This is a genomic window from Chryseobacterium sp. Marseille-Q8038, from assembly GCF_965111995.1.
On the sequence record NZ_CBCOPN010000002.1, the window covers coordinates 1,776,292 to 1,795,895 of the forward strand.

At 38.0% G+C, this 19,604-nt stretch carries 13 protein-coding genes; 11 read left to right on the forward strand and 2 right to left on the reverse strand.

Translation table 11 applies throughout. The features are described 5' to 3' along the window. The first annotated feature begins 147 nt into the window (after nt 1–147). The 11 genes from ACWPWS_RS22100 (at nt 148) to ACWPWS_RS22150 (ending at nt 16,018) form a co-directional block, all read left to right on the forward strand. A complete protein-coding gene (locus ACWPWS_RS22100; protein WP_454047931.1) occupies nt 148–1,266 on the forward strand; it encodes a sensor histidine kinase in 1,119 nt (372 codons plus the stop codon). Beyond that, complete coding sequence (locus tag ACWPWS_RS22105; RefSeq protein WP_454047932.1) at nt 1,263–2,027, forward strand: LytR/AlgR family response regulator transcription factor; 765 nt, start codon at nt 1,263–1,265, stop codon at nt 2,025–2,027. The genes ACWPWS_RS22100 and ACWPWS_RS22105 overlap by 4 nt, the downstream gene beginning before the upstream one ends. 249 nt (nt 2,028–2,276) lie before the next feature. Next, nucleotides 2,277–3,398 carry an efflux RND transporter periplasmic adaptor subunit gene (locus ACWPWS_RS22110; RefSeq protein ID WP_454047933.1) on the forward strand — a complete coding sequence of 374 codons (1,122 nt, stop codon included), beginning with the start codon at nt 2,277–2,279 and terminating at the stop codon, nt 3,396–3,398. 29 nt (nt 3,399–3,427) lie between these two features. Then, a complete protein-coding gene (locus tag ACWPWS_RS22115) occupies nt 3,428–6,586 on the forward strand; it encodes an efflux RND transporter permease subunit (RefSeq protein WP_454047934.1) in 3,159 nt (1,052 codons plus the stop codon). Further along, nucleotides 6,573–7,988: an efflux transporter outer membrane subunit gene (locus ACWPWS_RS22120; protein WP_454047935.1), complete on the forward strand. Its 1,416-nt coding sequence runs from the start codon at nt 6,573–6,575 to the stop codon at nt 7,986–7,988. The genes ACWPWS_RS22115 and ACWPWS_RS22120 overlap by 14 nt, the downstream gene beginning before the upstream one ends. A gap of 256 nt (nt 7,989–8,244) precedes the next feature. Next, nucleotides 8,245–8,823, forward strand: a complete 579-nt coding sequence (locus ACWPWS_RS22125; RefSeq protein ID WP_454047936.1) for a DUF4840 domain-containing protein — start codon at nt 8,245–8,247, stop codon at nt 8,821–8,823. A gap of 106 nt (nt 8,824–8,929) precedes the next feature. Beyond that, nucleotides 8,930–9,496: an RNA polymerase sigma factor gene (locus tag ACWPWS_RS22130; RefSeq protein WP_454047937.1), complete on the forward strand. Its 567-nt coding sequence runs from the start codon at nt 8,930–8,932 to the stop codon at nt 9,494–9,496. Continuing rightward, nucleotides 9,489–10,883, forward strand: a complete 1,395-nt coding sequence (locus ACWPWS_RS22135) for a porin family protein (RefSeq protein WP_454047938.1) — start codon at nt 9,489–9,491, stop codon at nt 10,881–10,883. The genes ACWPWS_RS22130 and ACWPWS_RS22135 overlap by 8 nt, the downstream gene beginning before the upstream one ends. A gap of 44 nt (nt 10,884–10,927) precedes the next feature. After that, nucleotides 10,928–11,890, forward strand: a complete 963-nt coding sequence (locus ACWPWS_RS22140; RefSeq protein WP_454047939.1) for a T9SS type A sorting domain-containing protein — start codon at nt 10,928–10,930, stop codon at nt 11,888–11,890. A 557-nt stretch (nt 11,891–12,447) separates the two neighbouring features. Further along, entirely contained in the window at nt 12,448–14,808 is a 2,361-nt protein-coding gene (locus ACWPWS_RS22145; RefSeq protein ID WP_454047940.1) for a TonB-dependent receptor, read from the forward strand. Between the two features lie 7 nt (nt 14,809–14,815). Then, a complete protein-coding gene (locus ACWPWS_RS22150) occupies nt 14,816–16,018 on the forward strand; it encodes a hypothetical protein (RefSeq protein WP_454047941.1) in 1,203 nt (400 codons plus the stop codon). 133 nt (nt 16,019–16,151) lie between these two features. Here ACWPWS_RS22150 and ACWPWS_RS22155 read toward each other — a convergent pair whose 3' ends face one another. Both ACWPWS_RS22155 and ACWPWS_RS22160 read right to left on the reverse strand, forming a co-directional pair. Continuing rightward, nucleotides 16,152–18,275: a TonB-dependent receptor domain-containing protein gene (locus ACWPWS_RS22155; RefSeq protein ID WP_454047942.1), complete on the reverse strand. Its 2,124-nt coding sequence runs from the start codon at nt 18,273–18,275 to the stop codon at nt 16,152–16,154. A gap of 10 nt (nt 18,276–18,285) precedes the next feature. Further along, nucleotides 18,286–19,494, reverse strand: coding sequence for a PepSY-associated TM helix domain-containing protein (locus tag ACWPWS_RS22160; RefSeq protein ID WP_454047943.1), 1,209 nt, complete (start codon nt 19,492–19,494; stop codon nt 18,286–18,288). Between the last annotated feature and the right edge of the window lie 110 nt (nt 19,495–19,604).

Below are 19,604 nucleotides of genomic sequence, written 5' to 3' on the forward strand. Positions count from 1 at the left end.
ATGAAATGTCTTTTTCAGGTGATGAACCGTCATATCCATTTTAACTCTTGTATTTTACGTTTCAGGGACGGTTTTGGCGGTCTCGTCTAAAATAGAAGATATTCGTCTAAAATCTATTTCTATATTTACATTCATAAAATCCCGGATATGAATAGGATTTCTACCATCAGAAAAAATATAGTACGGAATAAGAAGATTCTTTCTACCATGAAGAGAAGGCTCGTAATCTGGGCAGTAGCGGTAGTTACTTTCTGTGTTTTTTCCTATCTTATTGATCCTTTTGATCCCGTTTGGAAAGAATATTTGGACGCTCCGCTGAGGATGATTCTGGAAGATGCCTCATGGATTGTCTTTTTTTCTATCATCATTTCAGAAGTAAGTATATTTATTGACAGGACACTTAATAAGCTGCTTCCCTGGAGTAACAGAACCGTAAAGCGATTGCTCATTCAATGTTTGATTCAGATCGTGGGAAGTGTTATGATTGTGATTATTATTAATGCAATTGTAGACTGTACTTCTGTAACATTACCTGAAATGGATTCCCGTAAAGAATATACCCTTCTTGGGCAGTGGATTGCAACCAATATTGTAATATCATTGATTATCAGTGCATTCAATACCGTGGATTATTTACTTGAAAACTGGAAAAAAACGGCAGTAGAAGCTGCCCAGCATAAATTGAGAGCATCCAAACATAAACAGGCTGCTATGGCAGCAGAACTTCAGGCTCTAAAACTGCAGATAGATCCCCATTTTATTTTCAATAACCTGAGTGTGTTGTCAGAACTCATTCTGGAAGATCAGCAGCTAGGTTATGATTATTCAGAGAAGTTTGCAAGAGTGTACAGATATCTGTTGGTCAATTCCAAAAAAGATATCATTGCAGTAGAAGAGGAGCTGAAATTTTTAGAATCCTACATCTTTCTGATTGAAAAAAGAATTGGTGAAGGAGTGGTATTCAAAATAGATATTCAGGAAGAATACAGATCAAGATTTACACTTCCTCTCTCTTTACAGCTGTTGGTTGAAAATGCCATTAAACATAACCAAACCTCTAAGGTAAACCCCTTGGAAATACAGGTTTATACAAATTCTGAAGGAGAGTTGGTGGTCTCCAATACATTTCTGCCTTTAATCAATAAGCCGGATTCCTCAGGAGTAGGACTCACCAATATTATTGCACGGTACGAGATTTTGGGATATCCTAAGCCTGTGATTGAAAAAACTGAAGATAAATTTATTGTAAAACTCCCATTGATATGAAGATTAATAAAGTTTTAATCGTTGAAGACGAAAGACCGAATGCTGATCGATTAAAAAGACTATTGTTGAAGTTAAGACCCCATATCGAAATCCTGTCTGTAGAAGACTCGATTACTTCAACAGTACACTGGCTGGAAAATAATGTCGTTCCGGATGTTATCATGATGGATGTACGCCTTGCGGATGGGCTCAGCTTTGAAATATTTAACAAGCATGAAATTAAAAGTGCGGTCATATTCACCACAGCCTATGATGAATATGCAGTACAGGCATTTAAATACAACAGCGTAGATTACCTTTTGAAGCCTATTGAAGAAGAAGAGCTGGATGCCGCTTTAAAACGGTATGAAACCTTTATGGAAGCCGTTCCGGTAGTGGGAACAGCCATTGAAGGACTGCTGAATTATATCCAGCCGAAAGATTACAGAAAACGGTTTTTAATAGCCCATAGAGATGGATATAAAACCGTTCTGGCAGAAGATATCTTATACTTTTATACCGAATTGGGAATCAGCAAAGCCATGTTGAATACCGGAGTAGTAGAGAATGTTCCCCAGACGCTGGAAGAGCTTGAAAAACAGCTAGATCCTAAATTCTTTTTCCGGGCCAACAGACAATTTATCATTCATATCAATTCCGTAAAACAGATTTTTAATCATTTTAATGGAAAATTGAAGCTGGAACTAAGAAAACCACCTGAAATGGAAGTGATTGTAAGCAGGGAAAAAGCTTCCATTTTCAAATCCTGGATGGATTATTAAGATGATTAATCCTTATAAAAAATAACAAAGGCTGTCTTTACATAAGGCAGCTTTTTTTCATTTAATTTTACTCTTATTTCTGTCGGAAAAGCTCTTTTTTATCCTGTTTATAAGCGAAAACACCTGTTTTCCTTTCATTTTTCCTTTCATACGCTTCACCTGCGATTAACGACACTTCACCCAATTTCTGAATGAATATCCTTATTATATGAAGTTATTTTGCTCCTGTAAAATTTAAAAACCAATGTTATGAATTACAGAAAAGGATATCTGGTACTTTCACTTACGGCTGCAGCGATATTGTACTCGTGTGGTTCCGGGAACAGCCAGGAAAATGCCCAGCAAATGCAGCAGGCATTGCCTACAGATTTTATTCAGGTGAAGTCCGGAGATGCTGAGGTGTCTACAGGATATCCTGGGAGTATTGAAGGGCAGGATAATGTGGATATTAAAGCACAGGTAACAGGATATCTGGAAGCTGTGTATATCAAAGAAGGACAATATGTAAGTAAAGGACAGACCCTTTTCAGAATAAACCCATCGGTATATAACGAACAGGTAAACACCAATGAAGCGGCTTTGAAATCTGCCCTTGCAGCCCAGGAAACGGCAAGACTTGAAGTGGAAAAGCTGAAACCCCTTGTAGAAGGAAAAGTAGTTTCTGATATGCAGTTGAAAACAGCTCAGGCAAGTTATAAAGCAGCATCAGCACAGGTAGCACAGGCACAGTCATCATTAGGATCATCAAAGATCAATGCTAATTTTACTTATGTCAAAGCTCCTGTTAGCGGGTATATTGGAAGAATTCCCAACAGGGTAGGAAACCTTATCAGTCCGTCTGATGCATCTCCGTTGACAACCCTTTCAAGTATCAACAGTGTGAATGTCTATTTCTCAATGAATGAAGCTGATTTTATTGCTCACAGCAGATCAGCTGCATCAGGAAATACGGCAGAAGATGTAGAACTTATCCTTGCAGACGGTTCTACGTATGCTCTTAAAGGAAAACTGGAAAATGCCAGCGGAAACTTCGATAGAAATACAGGAAGCATCCAGATGAAGGCCGTTTTTCAAAATCCCGATAAATTATTGAGAGCAGGTGGTACAGCAAGAGTCATGATTCACAATGCACAGAATGGAGTGGTTAAACTTCCCAAAACATCAGTAAAAGATATTCAGGACAGATTCTTTGTCTATAAACTGAATGGTAAGGATAAAGTGAAAATGACTCAGATTACCGTTTCAGGAAGTACATCTCAGGATTACTTTATCAAAGAAGGCGTGAGTGCAGGAGACAGGATTGCCATCAACAGAATTGATGCCCTCACGGATGGAGCACAGGTTGTTGCGACAACAGTTCCTTTGAGATAGTTGTATAACCATTCTTAGAAAATTCAAAAATGTTAAAAAAGATAATAGACCGTCCGGTACTGGCGACGGTAATATCCCTGATCATCGTGATTTTAGGGATAATAGGACTAAACCAGCTGGCGGTGACCAGATTCCCGGATATTTCTCCGCCTACCATCACCGTTTCAGGATCATATCCGGGAGGAAATAGTGAAACCGTAATTCGTTCTGTGGTAACCCCGCTGGAAGAGCAGATCAATGGAGTGGAAGATATGGAGTACATGAAATCTACCGCAAGTAATGACGGTACATTTTCCATCTCCATTATATTCAAACAGGGAGTGAATGCCGATCAGGCTGCGGTAAATGTGCAAAACAGAGTACAGCAGGCTACACCGATCCTTCCGCAGGAGGTTGTGAGAATGGGATTGACCACCTCCAAGCAGCAGAACAGTATGGTATTGATTTTCAATATTTATACTGAAGATAATAAACAGTATGATGAGACCTTCCTCCAGAACTATGCGAATATTAATCTTATTCCGCAGGTCAAAAGGGTAAAAGGAGTAGGGCAGGCCATGGTCTTCGGGTTGAAGGATTATTCCATGAGAATATGGTTGAACCCTCAGAAAATGTCTTCTTATGGGCTTGAACCTGCAGATGTTTCCAGAGCGATTGCAGATCACAGTTTAGAATCTGCTCCTGGTAAATTGGGAGAAGAATCTGATGCAGCCTTAGAATATGTAATCCGATATAAAGGAAAAAAGAACAAACCGGAACAATATGAAAATATTATTGTTAAAAATACCGGAAGCCAGGTCATCCGACTAAAAGATGTTGCCCGGGTAGAATTCGGAGCGATTTCAAATACGGGGGACAACCTTTCCAACGGGAAAAATGCTGTTACTGTAGCGATCATGCAGACTACAGGATCCAATGCCAATCAGATTGAAATAGGAGTGAATAAAGCGCTTGACCAACTGTCAAAATCATTTCCTCCAGGCATTAAATATACCAAGGTAATGAGCACCAAAGAAAGGTTGGATGAAGCTACAGGACAGGTAAAATCTACTTTGATAGAAGCTTTTATCCTTGTATTTATTGTAGTGTTTATCTTCTTGCAGGATTTCAGATCTACCATCATTCCGGCAATAGCTGTTCCGGTAGCAATTATCGGTACATTCTTCTTCCTTCTGGTTTTAGGATTTACCATCAATGTGCTGACTCTTTTTGCCCTTGTACTGGCGATCGGTATTGTTGTGGATGATGCCATTGTAGTTGTAGAAGCCGTCCATAGCAATATGGAAGGAACGGATCTTTCAGGAAGAGAAGCTACGCACAAGGCGATGAGTGAGATCACAGGAGCAGTTATTTCCATTACACTGGTAATGTCTGCCGTGTTTATTCCAATCGGGTTTATGTCAGGTTCTGCAGGATTATTCTATAAGCAGTTTGCCTATACATTAGCAATAGCGATTATTATTTCAGCGGTCAACGCATTGACGTTAACTCCTGCTTTATGTGCCGTATTTTTGAAAAATAACCATTCAGGAGAAGGAGAAAAACCCAAAGGATTCGGACAAAGGTTTGCGGTAGCATTCAATGCCGGATTTAACAATATGACGAACCGTTATGCAAAAGGGATTCGGTTTTTAATAGGAAGAAAATGGATTGCAGGAGGATTGGTTATCGCAATTATCGGTGTTGCAGGATGGTTAATGTCAAGCACTCCGAAGAGTTTTGTTCCAATGGAAGATGATGGGTTCTTTATGTATACCTTAAGCATGCCGCCGGGAACCGCATTAACCAAAACGACAGAAGTTTCGAATAAGATCAATACCATTTTAAAAGGGGTAAATGCGGTGCAGGAAAATACTTCCATTACTGGATATAACCTGCTTAGCAACAGTGCAGGACCAGCTTACGCAATGGGATTTGTTAAGTTAAAACCTAAAAAAGAAAGAGGTGAAGTTCAGGATATTCAGGCCGTTGTAGATATGGCTAACGAAAAACTGGGAGTTATTAAAGAAGGAAGTGTGATGACCTTCAGAATGCCTCCGGTAGAAGGATACGGAATGACGAATGATGCAGAAATTGTCCTTCAGGACCGTATGGGAAGAGATCCTCAGGTTCTTAAAGCTAAAGCAGATGAACTGATTGGACAGCTGATGAAGGTTCCGGAAGTAGCTTTTGCCTATACCATGTTCAGGGCAGACTATCCACAAATGGAGCTTGAAGTAAATGAAGATAAAGCCAAACAGCTTGGGGTAAGCATTTCAAACCTGTTGGGAACTGTTCAGACGTATTTCTCAGGAGATCAGTCTCAGAATTTCTCAAGATTCGGGAAGTTCTACAGAGTCAATATTAAAGCTGACGGAGTTTTCAGAATGGATGAACAGGCATTCAATGATATCTTCGTAAAGAATGAAAAAGGAGATATGGTTCCGGTAAATACGCTGATCACTTTGAAAAAAGTCTATGGTCCGGAATCCGTTCAGCGTTATAATCTTTACAACTCATTAAATATCAATGTATCTCCAAAACCTGGAGTAAGTAACGGAGAATTGATGGGTAAACTGGAACAGACTTTAAGCAAATTACCTTCTGACTACAGTTATGAATGGACGGGATTGAGTCTTGAAGAAAAGTCCGCAGGAAACCAAACCATCGCCATCTTTGGATTGTGTCTGCTTTTTGTATATCTGCTTTTAGCAGCGCAATATGAAAGTTATATCCTGCCTCTTGCGGTAATGCTTTCCATCCCAACGGGTATTGTAGGAGCGTTCTTAGGAATAAAAGCGATTGGGCTGGATAATAACATCTATGTACAGGTAGGATTGATTATGCTTATTGGTTTGCTGGCTAAAAATGCGATTCTTATTGTAGAATTTGCCATACAAAGGCGAAAAGCAGGTCTTTCGATTCTGGATTCTGCATTGGAAGGAGCAAAGGCGAGATTACGTCCGATTATCATGACTTCATTAGCCTTTATTGTAGGGATGATTCCGCTGATGATTTCCACAGGAGGAATGGCTTCGGGAAACAAGTCAATCAGTACAAGTGCAGCAATGGGAATGTTGAGCGGAGTGGTTTTAGGAGTTTTTGTAATTCCTGTACTATACATGTTCTTTCAGTATCTGGATGAGAAATTCTCTACCAAAAAGAAGTATAATACAATAGAAAATCAATTGACAAATGAGAATATTTAATATAAAGAATTTCCTTATTTCAGGCGCAATGGCATCACTGCTGATGTCTTGTGCCGTAGGGAAAAAATATACAAGAACAGATCTTCAGCTTCCTGAAACTTACAAAGAACAGGTACAGGTTACAGGAGATACTGTAGTGCTGCCATGGAAGACTTTTTTCAAAGATCCTAAATTGATTGGGTTAATAGATAAAGCCCTTTCAAGAAATAACGAAGTACATGTTGCCCTGAAAAATATTGAACAGCTGGATCTGATCTATAGACAAGCCAAACTGGGGCTGATGCCAACACTGGATCTCACTGCCGGAGCGAACAGAAGCTGGGCATCCAAAAATACCCTTAACGGCTCTCTTAATGAACAGTTTGTAGGGACAAAATACATGGATGATTTCAGTGCTGCACTGAGGCTTTCCTGGGAAATAGATATCTGGGGAAAAGCTAAAATGCAGAAAGAATCTGCTGCGGCAGAATATTTTGGGCAGAAGGAAAACTTAAATGCCATTAAAAGCAGGATTGTAGTTCAGGTAGCACAGGCTTATTATAACCTTATCAGTCTGGATGAACAGTTGAAAATAGCTGAACAGAATATTGAACTCAGCAACAACACGCTTACAATGATGAATCTTCAGTTTACGGCCGGACAGATTAATTCATTGGCTGTTCAGCAGTCGGAAGCCCAAAAGAAAACCGCTGAGTTGTTAATCCCTTTGGCAAAACAGAATATTTCTATCCAGGAAAATGCTTTGAGTATTCTTTGTGGAGAATATCCCACCGGAATAGAAAGAGAAGGAAATCTTAAAACAATGATTCCTGAAAATAGATTATCAGAAGGATTGCCAGCCCAACTGCTGAGTCGTAGACCGGATCTGAAAATGGCAGAATTTAACGTAATCAGCCTGAACTCCAAAACCGGACTGGCAAAAGCAGCCATGTATCCAAGCATCAGTCTGAGCCCGCAAATAGGAGTGAATTCCAATAAATTCAGCTCATGGTTTGATATTCCGGGATCTATAACGAAAGCAATTGCAGCCAATCTGACAGCCCCGATTTTTCAGAAAAAACAATTGAAAACAGCTTATGAAACAGCATTAATTGAGCAGGAAAAAGCAGCTATCAATTTTAAACAATCTGTCATGACCGCTGTGGGAGAAGTTTCTGATGCTATGGCCAAATCTAAAGGTTCCTCAGAAAGACTACAGCTTTTGGAACAAAGAACAGCCATTCTGGATAAAGGAATCAATGATGCTCTGAAGTTGTATAAAAGCGGTATGGCAACCTATCTGGAAGTAATCACTGCCCAGAATAACAAACTTCAGAATGATCTGGAAGCCATCAATGTTACGCTTGAAAAACTAAACGCTGAGGTTGATCTTTATAGATCGCTTGGAGGAGGAGTACAATAACACAGAACTGATCCATAATAAAAAGGAAGCTATACCCTATAGTTTCCTTTTTTGCTATTCATGAAGCAGGAATACAGCTTAATTTTTACAACAGGTACGGAATTTGCAGAAGAGTGGTGAAATTTTATATGCATTAAATCAATAAGTTATGTGAAAATTTATCTTTTTTTCAAAAATACATGCAAGATTTTTGAAAAGTGAGATTTATATAGATGAGTACTCGAAAATAATTAATGTTTAACGAAAAAGTAATGCAATGAAAAAATTGACAGTACCCCGATTTTTGATAACAGTTTTAATGGTTTTTGTAGGATTTACCTTATCCTCTTGTCTTAATGATGACAGTCCGGAAATTCCGCCTGTAAAAATGGATGACTTAAAAGGAAACTATAAAGGGAAGCTTATAATTGTTCAGGGAAATAGCAAAAGAGAAGGAGTAAAAGATTTTAAAGTAAAGAAAGATACCATCTCATTTGCTGAATTTCCAATTACCGAAATTGTAAAGACGGTAGTGAAAGATCCTGCAAAAGTAGAAGCTGCTTTAAAGACAATGGGAAAAATAAAGTATGATCTTCAATATGCAGCAGTGATTAATACCGCGAATAACGTAATAGAACTTACTTTAGCTCCTAAAGCAATGGAACTTCAGATTCCTGTAGATGGTGTTAATAAAAAAACGGTTGTAGAATTCATCTCTAAGCAAAAAGGGTATTACGTAGGTATGGATCAAACACTTAGGTATGCTCTTACAGCAGAAAAAATTACAGTAGATGGTACATTGGTTACTCCTTATGAAGTGATTGACTATAATTTCCCATTCTGTATAAAAAATTAATTAATAGATATTATCATAAATGGATTGCGCTTTATTACTAAGATGCAATCTATTTTTGCTTGACAGTTTTATAACGTCCCAGTGGATACGGAGGCAGTAGCAGTATATGGAAGAAAGTAAAGAACAGATTTTGGTAAAGCACCTTCTGAAGAAGGAGGAAGCTGCATGGAAAGAGCTTTTTGGAGCTTATTCCAGAAATCTGACCTATGTATGCTCCCGTTATCTGGCAGAAAAAGAAGATGTTCATGATGTACTCCAAAACAGCTTTATCAAAATGTTCCGTTCGATAGAATCTTTTGAGTACAGGGGAAATGGTTCTTTAAAAGCCTGGATGACCCGTATTACAGTCAATGAATCTTTGAAGCACATTAAACAGAAAGGAGATTTTAAATCAGCCATTGAAGTAGATGATCTTCCGGATATGCCTAATGAAGAAGAACCGGATTTTGAAGAGATTCCCCGTGATGATATTATGATGATGATCAGAGCTCTTCCTGAAGGATACAGAACTGTTTTTAACCTGTTTGTATTTGAGAAAAAAAGCCATAAAGAGATTGCCGGAGTATTGGGAATTGCAGAAAATTCTTCTGCATCACAGTTTCACCGTGCAAAAGGACTGCTTGTTCAGAAAATAAAAGAATTTAAAATGTCAAAAAAAGCACAATATGAATAATGAATGGTTAAATAACCTGCGAAGCAGAATGGACGACCATGAAGAGGAAGTGCCGGAAGGATTGTGGAATGACATCAAAGGTGAATTGTTTTCTGAAGAAGAAAATAACAGCATCCCTGGATTTATTCCTGAAGTTCATGAAGGTGGAGCTGACAAGAAAGAAAGAACCATAGGTAAAGGGCAGAAATCCTTATTCTATCGTATTGGAGGTATTGCTGCTGCTATTACATTATTGTTTTTACTGATGAAAATACTGCCTCAGAATGATACAGAAAAACTCTTGTCTCATAAATCTGAAGAGGTAAAAAAAGATGACAAAAATTCTTTACAACCTATAAAAACTGAACAGGTTTCAGGAAGTGAAGTACCATCACAGGCAGATGCTTTTTTAGCAGAAAATATATTGAAGACAGAAGATCCGAAGGAAGGATTGACACAAAGCTATTGGGCTCCCGGAAAGAAAAATGAAATAGGAAATATTCAGGATATTATTAAACTGCCAACGGCTTCAGAAGCTTTTCAGCAGGAAAGTAAAATTGCTCAGAAAGTATCTCCAGTACCAGTAGAAGATACTGTGAAAGAAACAGTTATTGAAAAGAATGCGGATGAGGTTCTTTTTGAACAGGAAAAAATAAAAGAAGTATATGCTGAAAATACAAAGCCTAGTACGACAAAATCCCGAGATAAAAAATCATGGATGCTGGGTCTGCTTACCGGTGATATTGCTTCCAATTCTGCAGAACAGCAGTTTCCCGGATATGCTTCAATTACTGGAAAAGTGATGAATGTGGAGCAGGTATGGACGACTTCTGTATATCATGATGATCCTCTGATGGCCATATTGCTTGCTAATCAAAGCCAGCCGGTAGAAGCGAGGATCAGACACAAAGTACCTGTTACATTCGGGCTTTCTGTTTACTATAATTTAGGAAAAAGATGGGGAATAGGAACAGGGCTGAATTATACCAAACTGTCTACTGAACTCCATTCCGGAAGTGACAACAACTATATTAAAGGAGACCAGTCAGTTCATTATTTAGGAATTCCTGTTCAGGTTAATTATAATGTCATTCAAAAAGGAAGATTTACAGGCTATATAACAGGTGGAGCCCTCGTGGAAAAACCTATAGCAGGAAATATCACCACAACGTACGTTGTTGATGATCAAATAAAGGAATCTTCAAAAGAACGCCTGGAACCAAAACCTTTACAGTTTTCTGTAAACACGGCGGTAGGCTTTCAGCTGAAGCTCATTGATAAAGTAGGAATTTATGCAGAACCGGGAGTAGGATATCATTTTAAAGAAGAAAATGCGCCCAATACCATTTACAAAGAAAAACCCCTTCATTTTAATATGAAATTTGGAATAAGAGTGCTGTTGGATTAATGTTGAGGATTATAAAATAACACCAAACTTAATAATCTTTATATATGAAAACAAAACTAATTTTTTTAGTGTTTTTGCTATTCAGTATTTTGAATATAAAAGCACAATGTACCCCAACAATTACCAGTGCGAGGCTTGGGCAAAAATATCCGGGAACGATCTTATTCTGTAATACGGAAGACGAAATCCTTTCCACAACACAGACGTACGCAAGCTATCAGTGGTATAAACAGGAATGGACCTGGCAGACTCCTAATAACAATCCATGGGTAGCCATTCCGGGAGCTACATCACAACAGTTAACGATTAATGGCAGCGAACAGTTGAATTATTTTAAAGTAGTCGTTTCCGAGGGCGATTGTACCGCAGAAAGTCCAACTGCATTTGCAGACGGCTTTGTATACGGTCTTCCGGCTATGATGAGCACTTATACGCCTGGAACATATCAGGAAAATGCAGGAACAGTGAATGTCTGCAGCGGAGCTTCTGTTCAGTTTGATAATATATTTCCTGTAGTATACGGAAAGCACACCTGGTTCAGATGTGTACCAAGCAGCAATCCTCCGGTGGTAGGAGATCCCTGTATCATTCCTGGTGTCGTAGGAGATACTTACGTGGCAACCAGTTCAGGAAAGTATGGATTTTATGCCTGTACGGAATATTGTCCTGATCAGTGTGAGATGTTAGACCCGTTTGCATTTGTAGAACTGAATTTCGGAGATTGGGAATTCTGTGGCAATTTGGGAACAGGAGAAACAAAAGTTAAAAATAATGATCTGAAAATCTATCCGAATCCTACGGCACAACACCTTTATATCGGGAAAGAGTCAGATAAAGTTTACAAGGAAGTTATCATCATAGATATGTCCGGAAAGCTTGTCCTGAAGAAAGCTGATCACCAGTACAATCAGCCCATTGATGTCAGCCAGCTGGTACCCGGAAATTATATTATTGTTTCTAAAGGAACAGATGGCAGCGAATACAAAAATAGATTTATAAAGAAATAGGATTACATAATCTGAAGATACTAAAATATTGATTGTGGGAAGGAAGAATGGATGTCAGAGGAGGGATGTTCCTTGTATTGAAGAAGAACTAAAGTAATTTATTTTAATACTTTACGCTCATAGATACATTTCATCCTTGTTAATCTAATGACGGTCATAATTACCCCCAAAAGGAGCTCACTCTCTCTGGCATCCGCCTTCCTGACTTACACTTAATTTTTTCAGTAATTCAGATGACATAATCATTTTCGTTAGTTTTTAATAATGGTTGGGGTCGGTACAAATCTCTTTGTACCGATTTTTTTATGCCCCCTTTTTTGGGTGAATGTTCTCTAGCCCTATGTTTTGCTTTTTATATGACTTTTTTCATACAGACAACAATAGAGTACAACCATGGTTTTGTATTTACATCTGAATGTAAGCCTGTTACAATTTTAAAAGGAATTTATACATAAACCAATATTAATTATAATTAGAACAATTAAAAATAAATACCTTTTTCCTTTGGGAGTTTACAGGTGAACCATTAATTTTGCTATTTATAATAATTATAAATAATGAAATTGTATCAGCGTATTTTTATCTTTCTCATTTTTACCCTTACAATTTCCCTCATTAAAGCACAGGATGCTGGTTTTACAGTTCAAGGAGCTGTACAGGATCACTCAATGCAGGGATTAAATGGAGTAACTATTTTTGTTGAAAACACAAAAATAAATACAAAAACCGATCAAAACGGAAATTTCAAGATTAGTTACAAGAAGGGAGAGGCTACCTTAGTATTCAGCCTGGATGGTTACAAAAAACTTAAAAAGAAAATAAACTTCGGCAGTGGAGTATCTCCCGTAAATATTCAGTTAGCTGAGGATCGTGCGGCTGTACAAGAAGTTGTAGTTCACGGCAAAGGTAAAGTAAAAGCACTGCAAGACGGTGCTTTTACTGTTAATGCTATAGATGTTGCTAAATTGGCTAATACCACGGCAGATCTTAATCAGGTTCTGAACAGAACCACAGGGATTAAAGTCCGTCAACAGGGAGGTATAGGTTCCGATTATAATTTCTCTATCAACGGAATGTCTGGTAAAGCTGTGAAATTCTTTATAGATGGCGTACCACTGGAAATGCTTGGAAAAGGAGTGGATCTGAGTACATTACCTGTAAATATGGCAGACCGTGTAGAGATCTATAAAGGGGTAGTTCCTATCCATTTAAGTACGGATGCAATGGGTGGAGCGGTTAATATTATTACGCCGTCAAGCAGCAGAAATTACCTGGATGCAAGTATAAGCCTGGGTTCTTTTAATACACAGCGTATCAATCTGAATGGGCAGTTTAAAGACGATAAAACAGGAATTATCCTGCGTATCAACAGTTTTTATAACCATTCAGATAACAACTACCTGATGAAGGATATGAAAATCTGGAATGCTGCTAAAAACGAATATGAGTTAAAAGACCTGAAACGTTTTAATGACAGATATCAATCTGTTTTTGGGATGGCAGAGGTAGGATTAGAAAACAAAAGCTGGGCAGATTCTTTCTTTGTAGGAATGTCACAATCAGTTTTTGATAAACAGATTCAGACCGGTTCCAATCAGGAAGTAGTATATGGTGGGGTAAAGCAAAACGGACAGGCTCATAATTACTTTATGAAGTATAAAAAAACAGGACTATTCAATGATCATCTGGATGTGAATGTGTATGCCGGTTTCTCAAAAAGCGTTCAGAAAGCGACAGATACCCTTATGCGTAAATACAGTTGGGATAACACTTTTGAACCTTCTGCTACAAGTGAAAAAGGAGGAAGGACTATTATCATGCAGCATGAAGACCGTCTTTACTCACAGCTAGGAGCTTCTTACAAAATAGTTGAACATCACAAGCTTATCTTTAATTATGTCCTTGATTACCTTAAGAATACCACATTCAATCAACTTGAAGAGGAAAAAAAGAATGTACCTCCGGCGAAGATGACCAAACAGATCTTATCTATGGCTTATCAACAGGAGTTTTTCAATAAGCATTGGACTAATATTTTCTTTGCTAAATACTATCAGGTAGGACTTCAGAAAATGGTTTTCGATCCGGTGACCAGAACAGATAATCCGGCAAAGGATAATTTTAGCAGTTGGGGCTACGGCTTTGCTACCACAGTAAAAATTACAAAAGGATTGGGTATAAAAGGATCCTTTGAACGTTCTTATCGTTTGGTAGAACCACAGGAAATTTTCGGAGATGGGGTTGCTGTAACCAGTAATATGAATCTGAAACCTGAAACCAGTAATAATGTAAACGTAGGTTTATACTATGGTCACCATTGGGGGCAGCATGCTTTCCGTATAGAAGGGGCAGGGTATATTCGTGATACAAAGGATTTTATTTATACCGTTCCCAATTTATATAATAGTACTTTCAAATATGAAAACCTGTCTAATATTTTTACCCGCGGACTGGAGGGAGAGATCAGTTACCAATACAAAAGACTCCTGAACGTGTTAATGAATGTGAGCTACAACAAAGCTTATGACAATACAAAATTTGCCAACAACAGTGAAGATGTTGTTTCGGCTACTTACAAAAAAGGTGTTCCCAACCAGCCTTGGTTATTTGGAAATGTAAATGTAAGCGTTGGTAAAGACGACTGGTTTCAGAAAGACAGCAGGATAGAGCTTTACTACGGGCTGCAGATGACAGAATGGTTCTACAAAAACTGGAAATCCTATGGAAATCCACGAAACATTCCGATCATTCCAAGACAAACCCTTCACAACATCGGGATAAGCTATTCCATGAAGAACGGGAGGTATAATCTGGCGTTCGATGTAAGTAACGTTGGGGATGCACTGGCCTATGACAACTTCAAACTTCAGAAGCAGGGACGTGCTTTCTATGTAAAATTCAGATACCTACTTAAGTAAAAAGATTATGACACAATATTTCAAAAACAGTATATTTTTAATACTTGCATGTTTAACCATTTTTAGTTGTGAACGCGAACCTGGTTCCGGCGAATCTGAAAGTGGCGAAAAAGACTATAAATATTTTTTACTTTCCGCTCTCGGAAGCTGGCCCAATACTGTACATTACATGACAGCTACCAATGACCTGACAAAAGGTGAAATGGATATTACCAAAGAAGGAGATGAAATTAACTCCAAAGGAACTTACTCCTATATTGTAAAAAATGGCTTTATCTACAACTATAAAACCGATCAGGGCATCTTCAAAAAATTTAAATATACGCACGATAGGCTGACGACTGTAAAAGAAGTGCCTTATACCTATATCAGTGATATTGCCAGTTATGTTTGGATAGATGATCATACTTTGGTTGTTGTAGGAGATACAGGAGATGGTCAGCATATACGCTATACTGTTTTCAATGCCACAGACCTTAGTATTATCCGCCAGGGTGAGATTGAAGGGTTTCAGCCTTTCCCAAACGCTTATAATTTCTATTCGCTGGGTGCTATGACGTATATGGACGGACAGATCTATCTGCAGTACAGCTTCCGCAATGGTAAATGGATCACTCCTGAATATTACAATTTTGCTGTAATAGATTATAATACCTTCAAAGTGAAAAATTCCATAACAGATAACCGAAGTTCTGGGGTAGCCAATGGTTCTCCTTACTTTAAAACTACTTTTACAAAAGATAAAGAAGCTTTTTATTATACATGTTTTCCAAGGGCAGGAGCAGGAACAAGTGATATTTTCCTTTTCAGGGCTCTCAAAGGGGCAACTTCGCCTGATGCAGGATATCAGATCAATCTTACCAATCTTGTCGGGGGCAAGCCTTTGGAAACAGTTATCGATTATATTGGTAATAATAAAATGGTAGTTCTGTATCGTGATCCCGCATTAGGAGACAGCTACAATGGCCGATATGCTATTATAGATATCGAAACCAAGCAGTTGGTAAGGGTTCTGGATGAATTGCCGGGAGATGAACCGTACGAACAAGGGATGTTTGTTCAGAATAATAAATTATACATTGCTGTAAATACCAGTAAAGGAGGGAATTTTGTCTGGATTTATGATCAGCAAACGGATAAGATAACTAAAGGAATGAAGCTTCCCAATAGTATTTCCGGATTTGCCCGTTTCGATAAATTATATGACTAATTATAGCATATTTATTTGATAAAAAACCGGTTCTCAAAATTTTTGAGAACCGGTTTTTTGTTAAACTATTGTCGATCCTTTGTTTAAAAAAAACCTTGACAAGGCTGTATTAAAATGCCCGGATATAATTGGGTTAAAGTTTATAGTTGAATGAAAGCGTTACCACACGGCTGTCCAGATTGTATTTTTGTCGGATGGTAGAGCTGAAATTATTTCCTGTTACCCGGTAATTATTGGTCTTTAATAAATCCGTTACTGCAAGTTTTACGGTTGCTTTATCCTTTAATAATGTTTTAGAAACCCCTAATGTCAGGTCAAAATAAGCATCACGGATAAACAAGCCAATATTAGATTTCGAAAAATACTGTCCATTAGCCTCTGCTTTCAATCCTTTTGCAATGCTAAAGCTATTTTGTGCATTTAACGTAAATGCCAGTTGAGAACTGTTGACCGAGTAATTCTGATAATTGCCCTTATATTCACTGTTGAATATATTCAGCATAGAAGTAAGTGACCACCATTTAAAAAGCTTTGTAGTGGCTGTAATATTGGCGCCATATACATAAGATTTATTTAGATTATCCTGAGTTTTTACGAGGATTCCTGTGTCTGGCTGATAGTTGTATACTTCTGTCATTACATCATTTGTAACACTAAAATAGGCTGATGCAATAATGTATTTTCCCCAGGTATATCCCAATTCTGTTGCGTGGGTAAATTCCGGATTCAGATTGGGGTTTCCTTGCCAGTAATTGAAAGGATCATCATAAAAGCGGAACGGATTCAAATCGAAGTGACTGGGTCTGTTGATTCTTTTACTGTATGAGGCATAAAATCCATGTTGATCATCCATCTGGTATTTGATTGATGCACTGGGAAAAAGATTTGTATAATCTCTTTTTCGTTGTTCCCCGGAAGTTTTTTGATTGATATCTGTATGGGTTATTTCTGTTCTTAACCCCAGTTGGAATGTCCATTTAGTCAGATTAAGCTTGTAGTTGGCATACAATGCATGTATCTGCTCCTTGTATGCATATTCATTACTTGCTTTATCGTCATTGATCCACTCATTATCCTGCTCTATAAAATACTCAGAAGGATTGTTATTAGACTTTACAGTAGATTTTAATCCTGTTTCCAGATTATGCATTTCGCTAAAAGGCAGGGTAAAATCTACCTTCGCATTGAAAACCTTCAGGCGGGAAGCAATGTTGCCTCTTCTGTTGTTGAATTTCTCTGGTCCCAGATTCACCAATGCATCTGAAATCTGATTCTGACGGGAAGAAAAGCGTGAAGTTTCGTATTCCAGATCCACATCTACCTTATAATCCTTATCATTGAAGATATGCGTACCTTTTAAATTATAGGTATAATCGTACCAGTTTTCTTTGCTTTTATTATCTGAAAGAACATGAGCAAACAGGTTATCTATCGGCTGGAATATTCTGTTTTCCCCTTTCGAAAAATCTTCATATCGTCCTATCTTAGCATCAAATAAAGCACCAATAGTTGTTTTGTCGCTAAAAGCATAATCAGCACCAAACTTAAAGTTATTAGAAGTTAAAGGCTCATTGGTCATTGAATTCTGATCTGTTCTCCGGGTTATTTGTTGAGGTTGCTTTTCATCGAAGAAAATCTGGCTAAAGTTTCGTCTTTCTTCTTCGCCACGAAAAGTATAGCTGTAGTCTCCATGTAGAGAGAGTTTATGATGCGTATAGTTCAGGCTCAATCCTGTATTTACTCTGCTTTTACGGGCTCTTCCTCCGTTCAGATAATAGTTGCCACTCAGTCCTTCTGATGAGCTTTTTTTCAGTACAATATTAATGATGCCGGCATTTCCCGCAGCATCATATTTAGAGGAAGGATTGGCAATTATTTCAATATTTTTTACCAGTGTGGAATTGGTAGAACGCAACAGGTTAGCAAGTTCCTTTGCAGAGAGCGAGCTCAGCTTACCGTTAATCATCACACTTACTCCTTTTTTGCCTCGTAATGAGAGTTCACCTTCTTGCGAAACTACCACACCAGGAGTTTTGCCAAGCAATTCCAAAACAGAAGTGCCATCAGACAACACACTATTCTCTACATTAAAAATCATTTTATCAGCTTTTTGCTGGAAAACGGCTTTACTCCCTTTTACTACGATGCCGCTGATCTCTGAGATTTTATCCGTTTGTATAGAATCGTTCTGGCTTTCAGTTTGTCCGTAGGCATTCAGACTCGCCATTAAAGGGAGCCATATATAGTGTTTCTTCATGATAATAGATTTAGGTTGTTGGTTTTTTTTTATTTTTTCTGCCCCACCAGATCATAAATCCGGTTATGGGCAATGAGGCACAGAATAAACTCATGATAAAGGCCAGAATTTTTCCGGGCATTCCAAAAAAAGCTCCCACGTGTAGATCATACGTAGCATCTGTAGCTCTTTCAGCCATAGGTTTGTCTTCGTGGGGATGGTTAAATAAAAGCTTCCCGGAATGCTCATCGAAAATCATCATCGAAGACTCGGCATAAGTGAATTCCTTATCCTTGATCCATATGCTTAAATTATCGTGTTTGTGATCTGCTTCAGCATGGTCTTCCAGATCAAGTCCAAAAGAATAAGCTTGTGGATAATGAGTTTTTACCTGTTCTATGATACGGTCTATGGTTGTTGCAGTCTCCACAGATTCCGGAGCGGTTGTTTTATATTGACTGTAATCTGGGGTAGCAGTGGAAAAGCCATTGAGTAAAGCATATACCCACACCTGGGTAATCCGAAACGAATACATAATACCAGTAATGGCTACAACAATCGCCAGAAAAGAGGCATAAAACCCAAGGATATTGTGTACGTCGTAATTTTTACGTCGCCAGCCTTTTACCTTCTCCCAACGGAACCATAGACGCTGTTGGCGCATTTTTTTATTCTTCGGCCACCATAGAATAATTCCGGTAATCAACATTATGACAAAGATGATGGTAGATATTCCCACGATAGTACCGCCAATTTTATTGCTTAACAGCAATGAGCGGTGCAGGGTCATACAGATAAAGAAAGGATTATTTTTTACATCATATATTGCGAGTACCTTTCCTGTGTATTGATTGACGTAAACGTTTTTAAAAACAATAAAGGTATTAAAGTGATTCCAACCTTCTTCATTAACTTTAATCAGTCCGAACTGATAAGAGCGGGCGGGATCTATAGGAATCGTTACTTCATCTGTTTTTACAATTTCATTTTTCAGCTGGGCATTCACAATATCTTTTAACTCGCGTATAGGAATTGGCTTCTTATGCTGAATATCTTTTTCTCCATGAAAGGACGTTTCCTTGCGTAATGCAGCGGTAATGTCCTCATTGAAAACAAAAAATGCACCTGATAAAGAAACTACCAATACAATGATACCTGATAACAATCCGAGCCATAAATGAGCTTTCAGAATATATTTTTTGAAGGTCCCTTTGGATTTTTTATGACCGATCTGCTGCATTTTATATCTATTTAGTCTTATTAAAAATAATAAATTGCAAATATAACGTTATTTATACTAATTCTAAACAGCAAGAAGGCTTTATTTCTCCTTTAAAACCTGATTTTTAT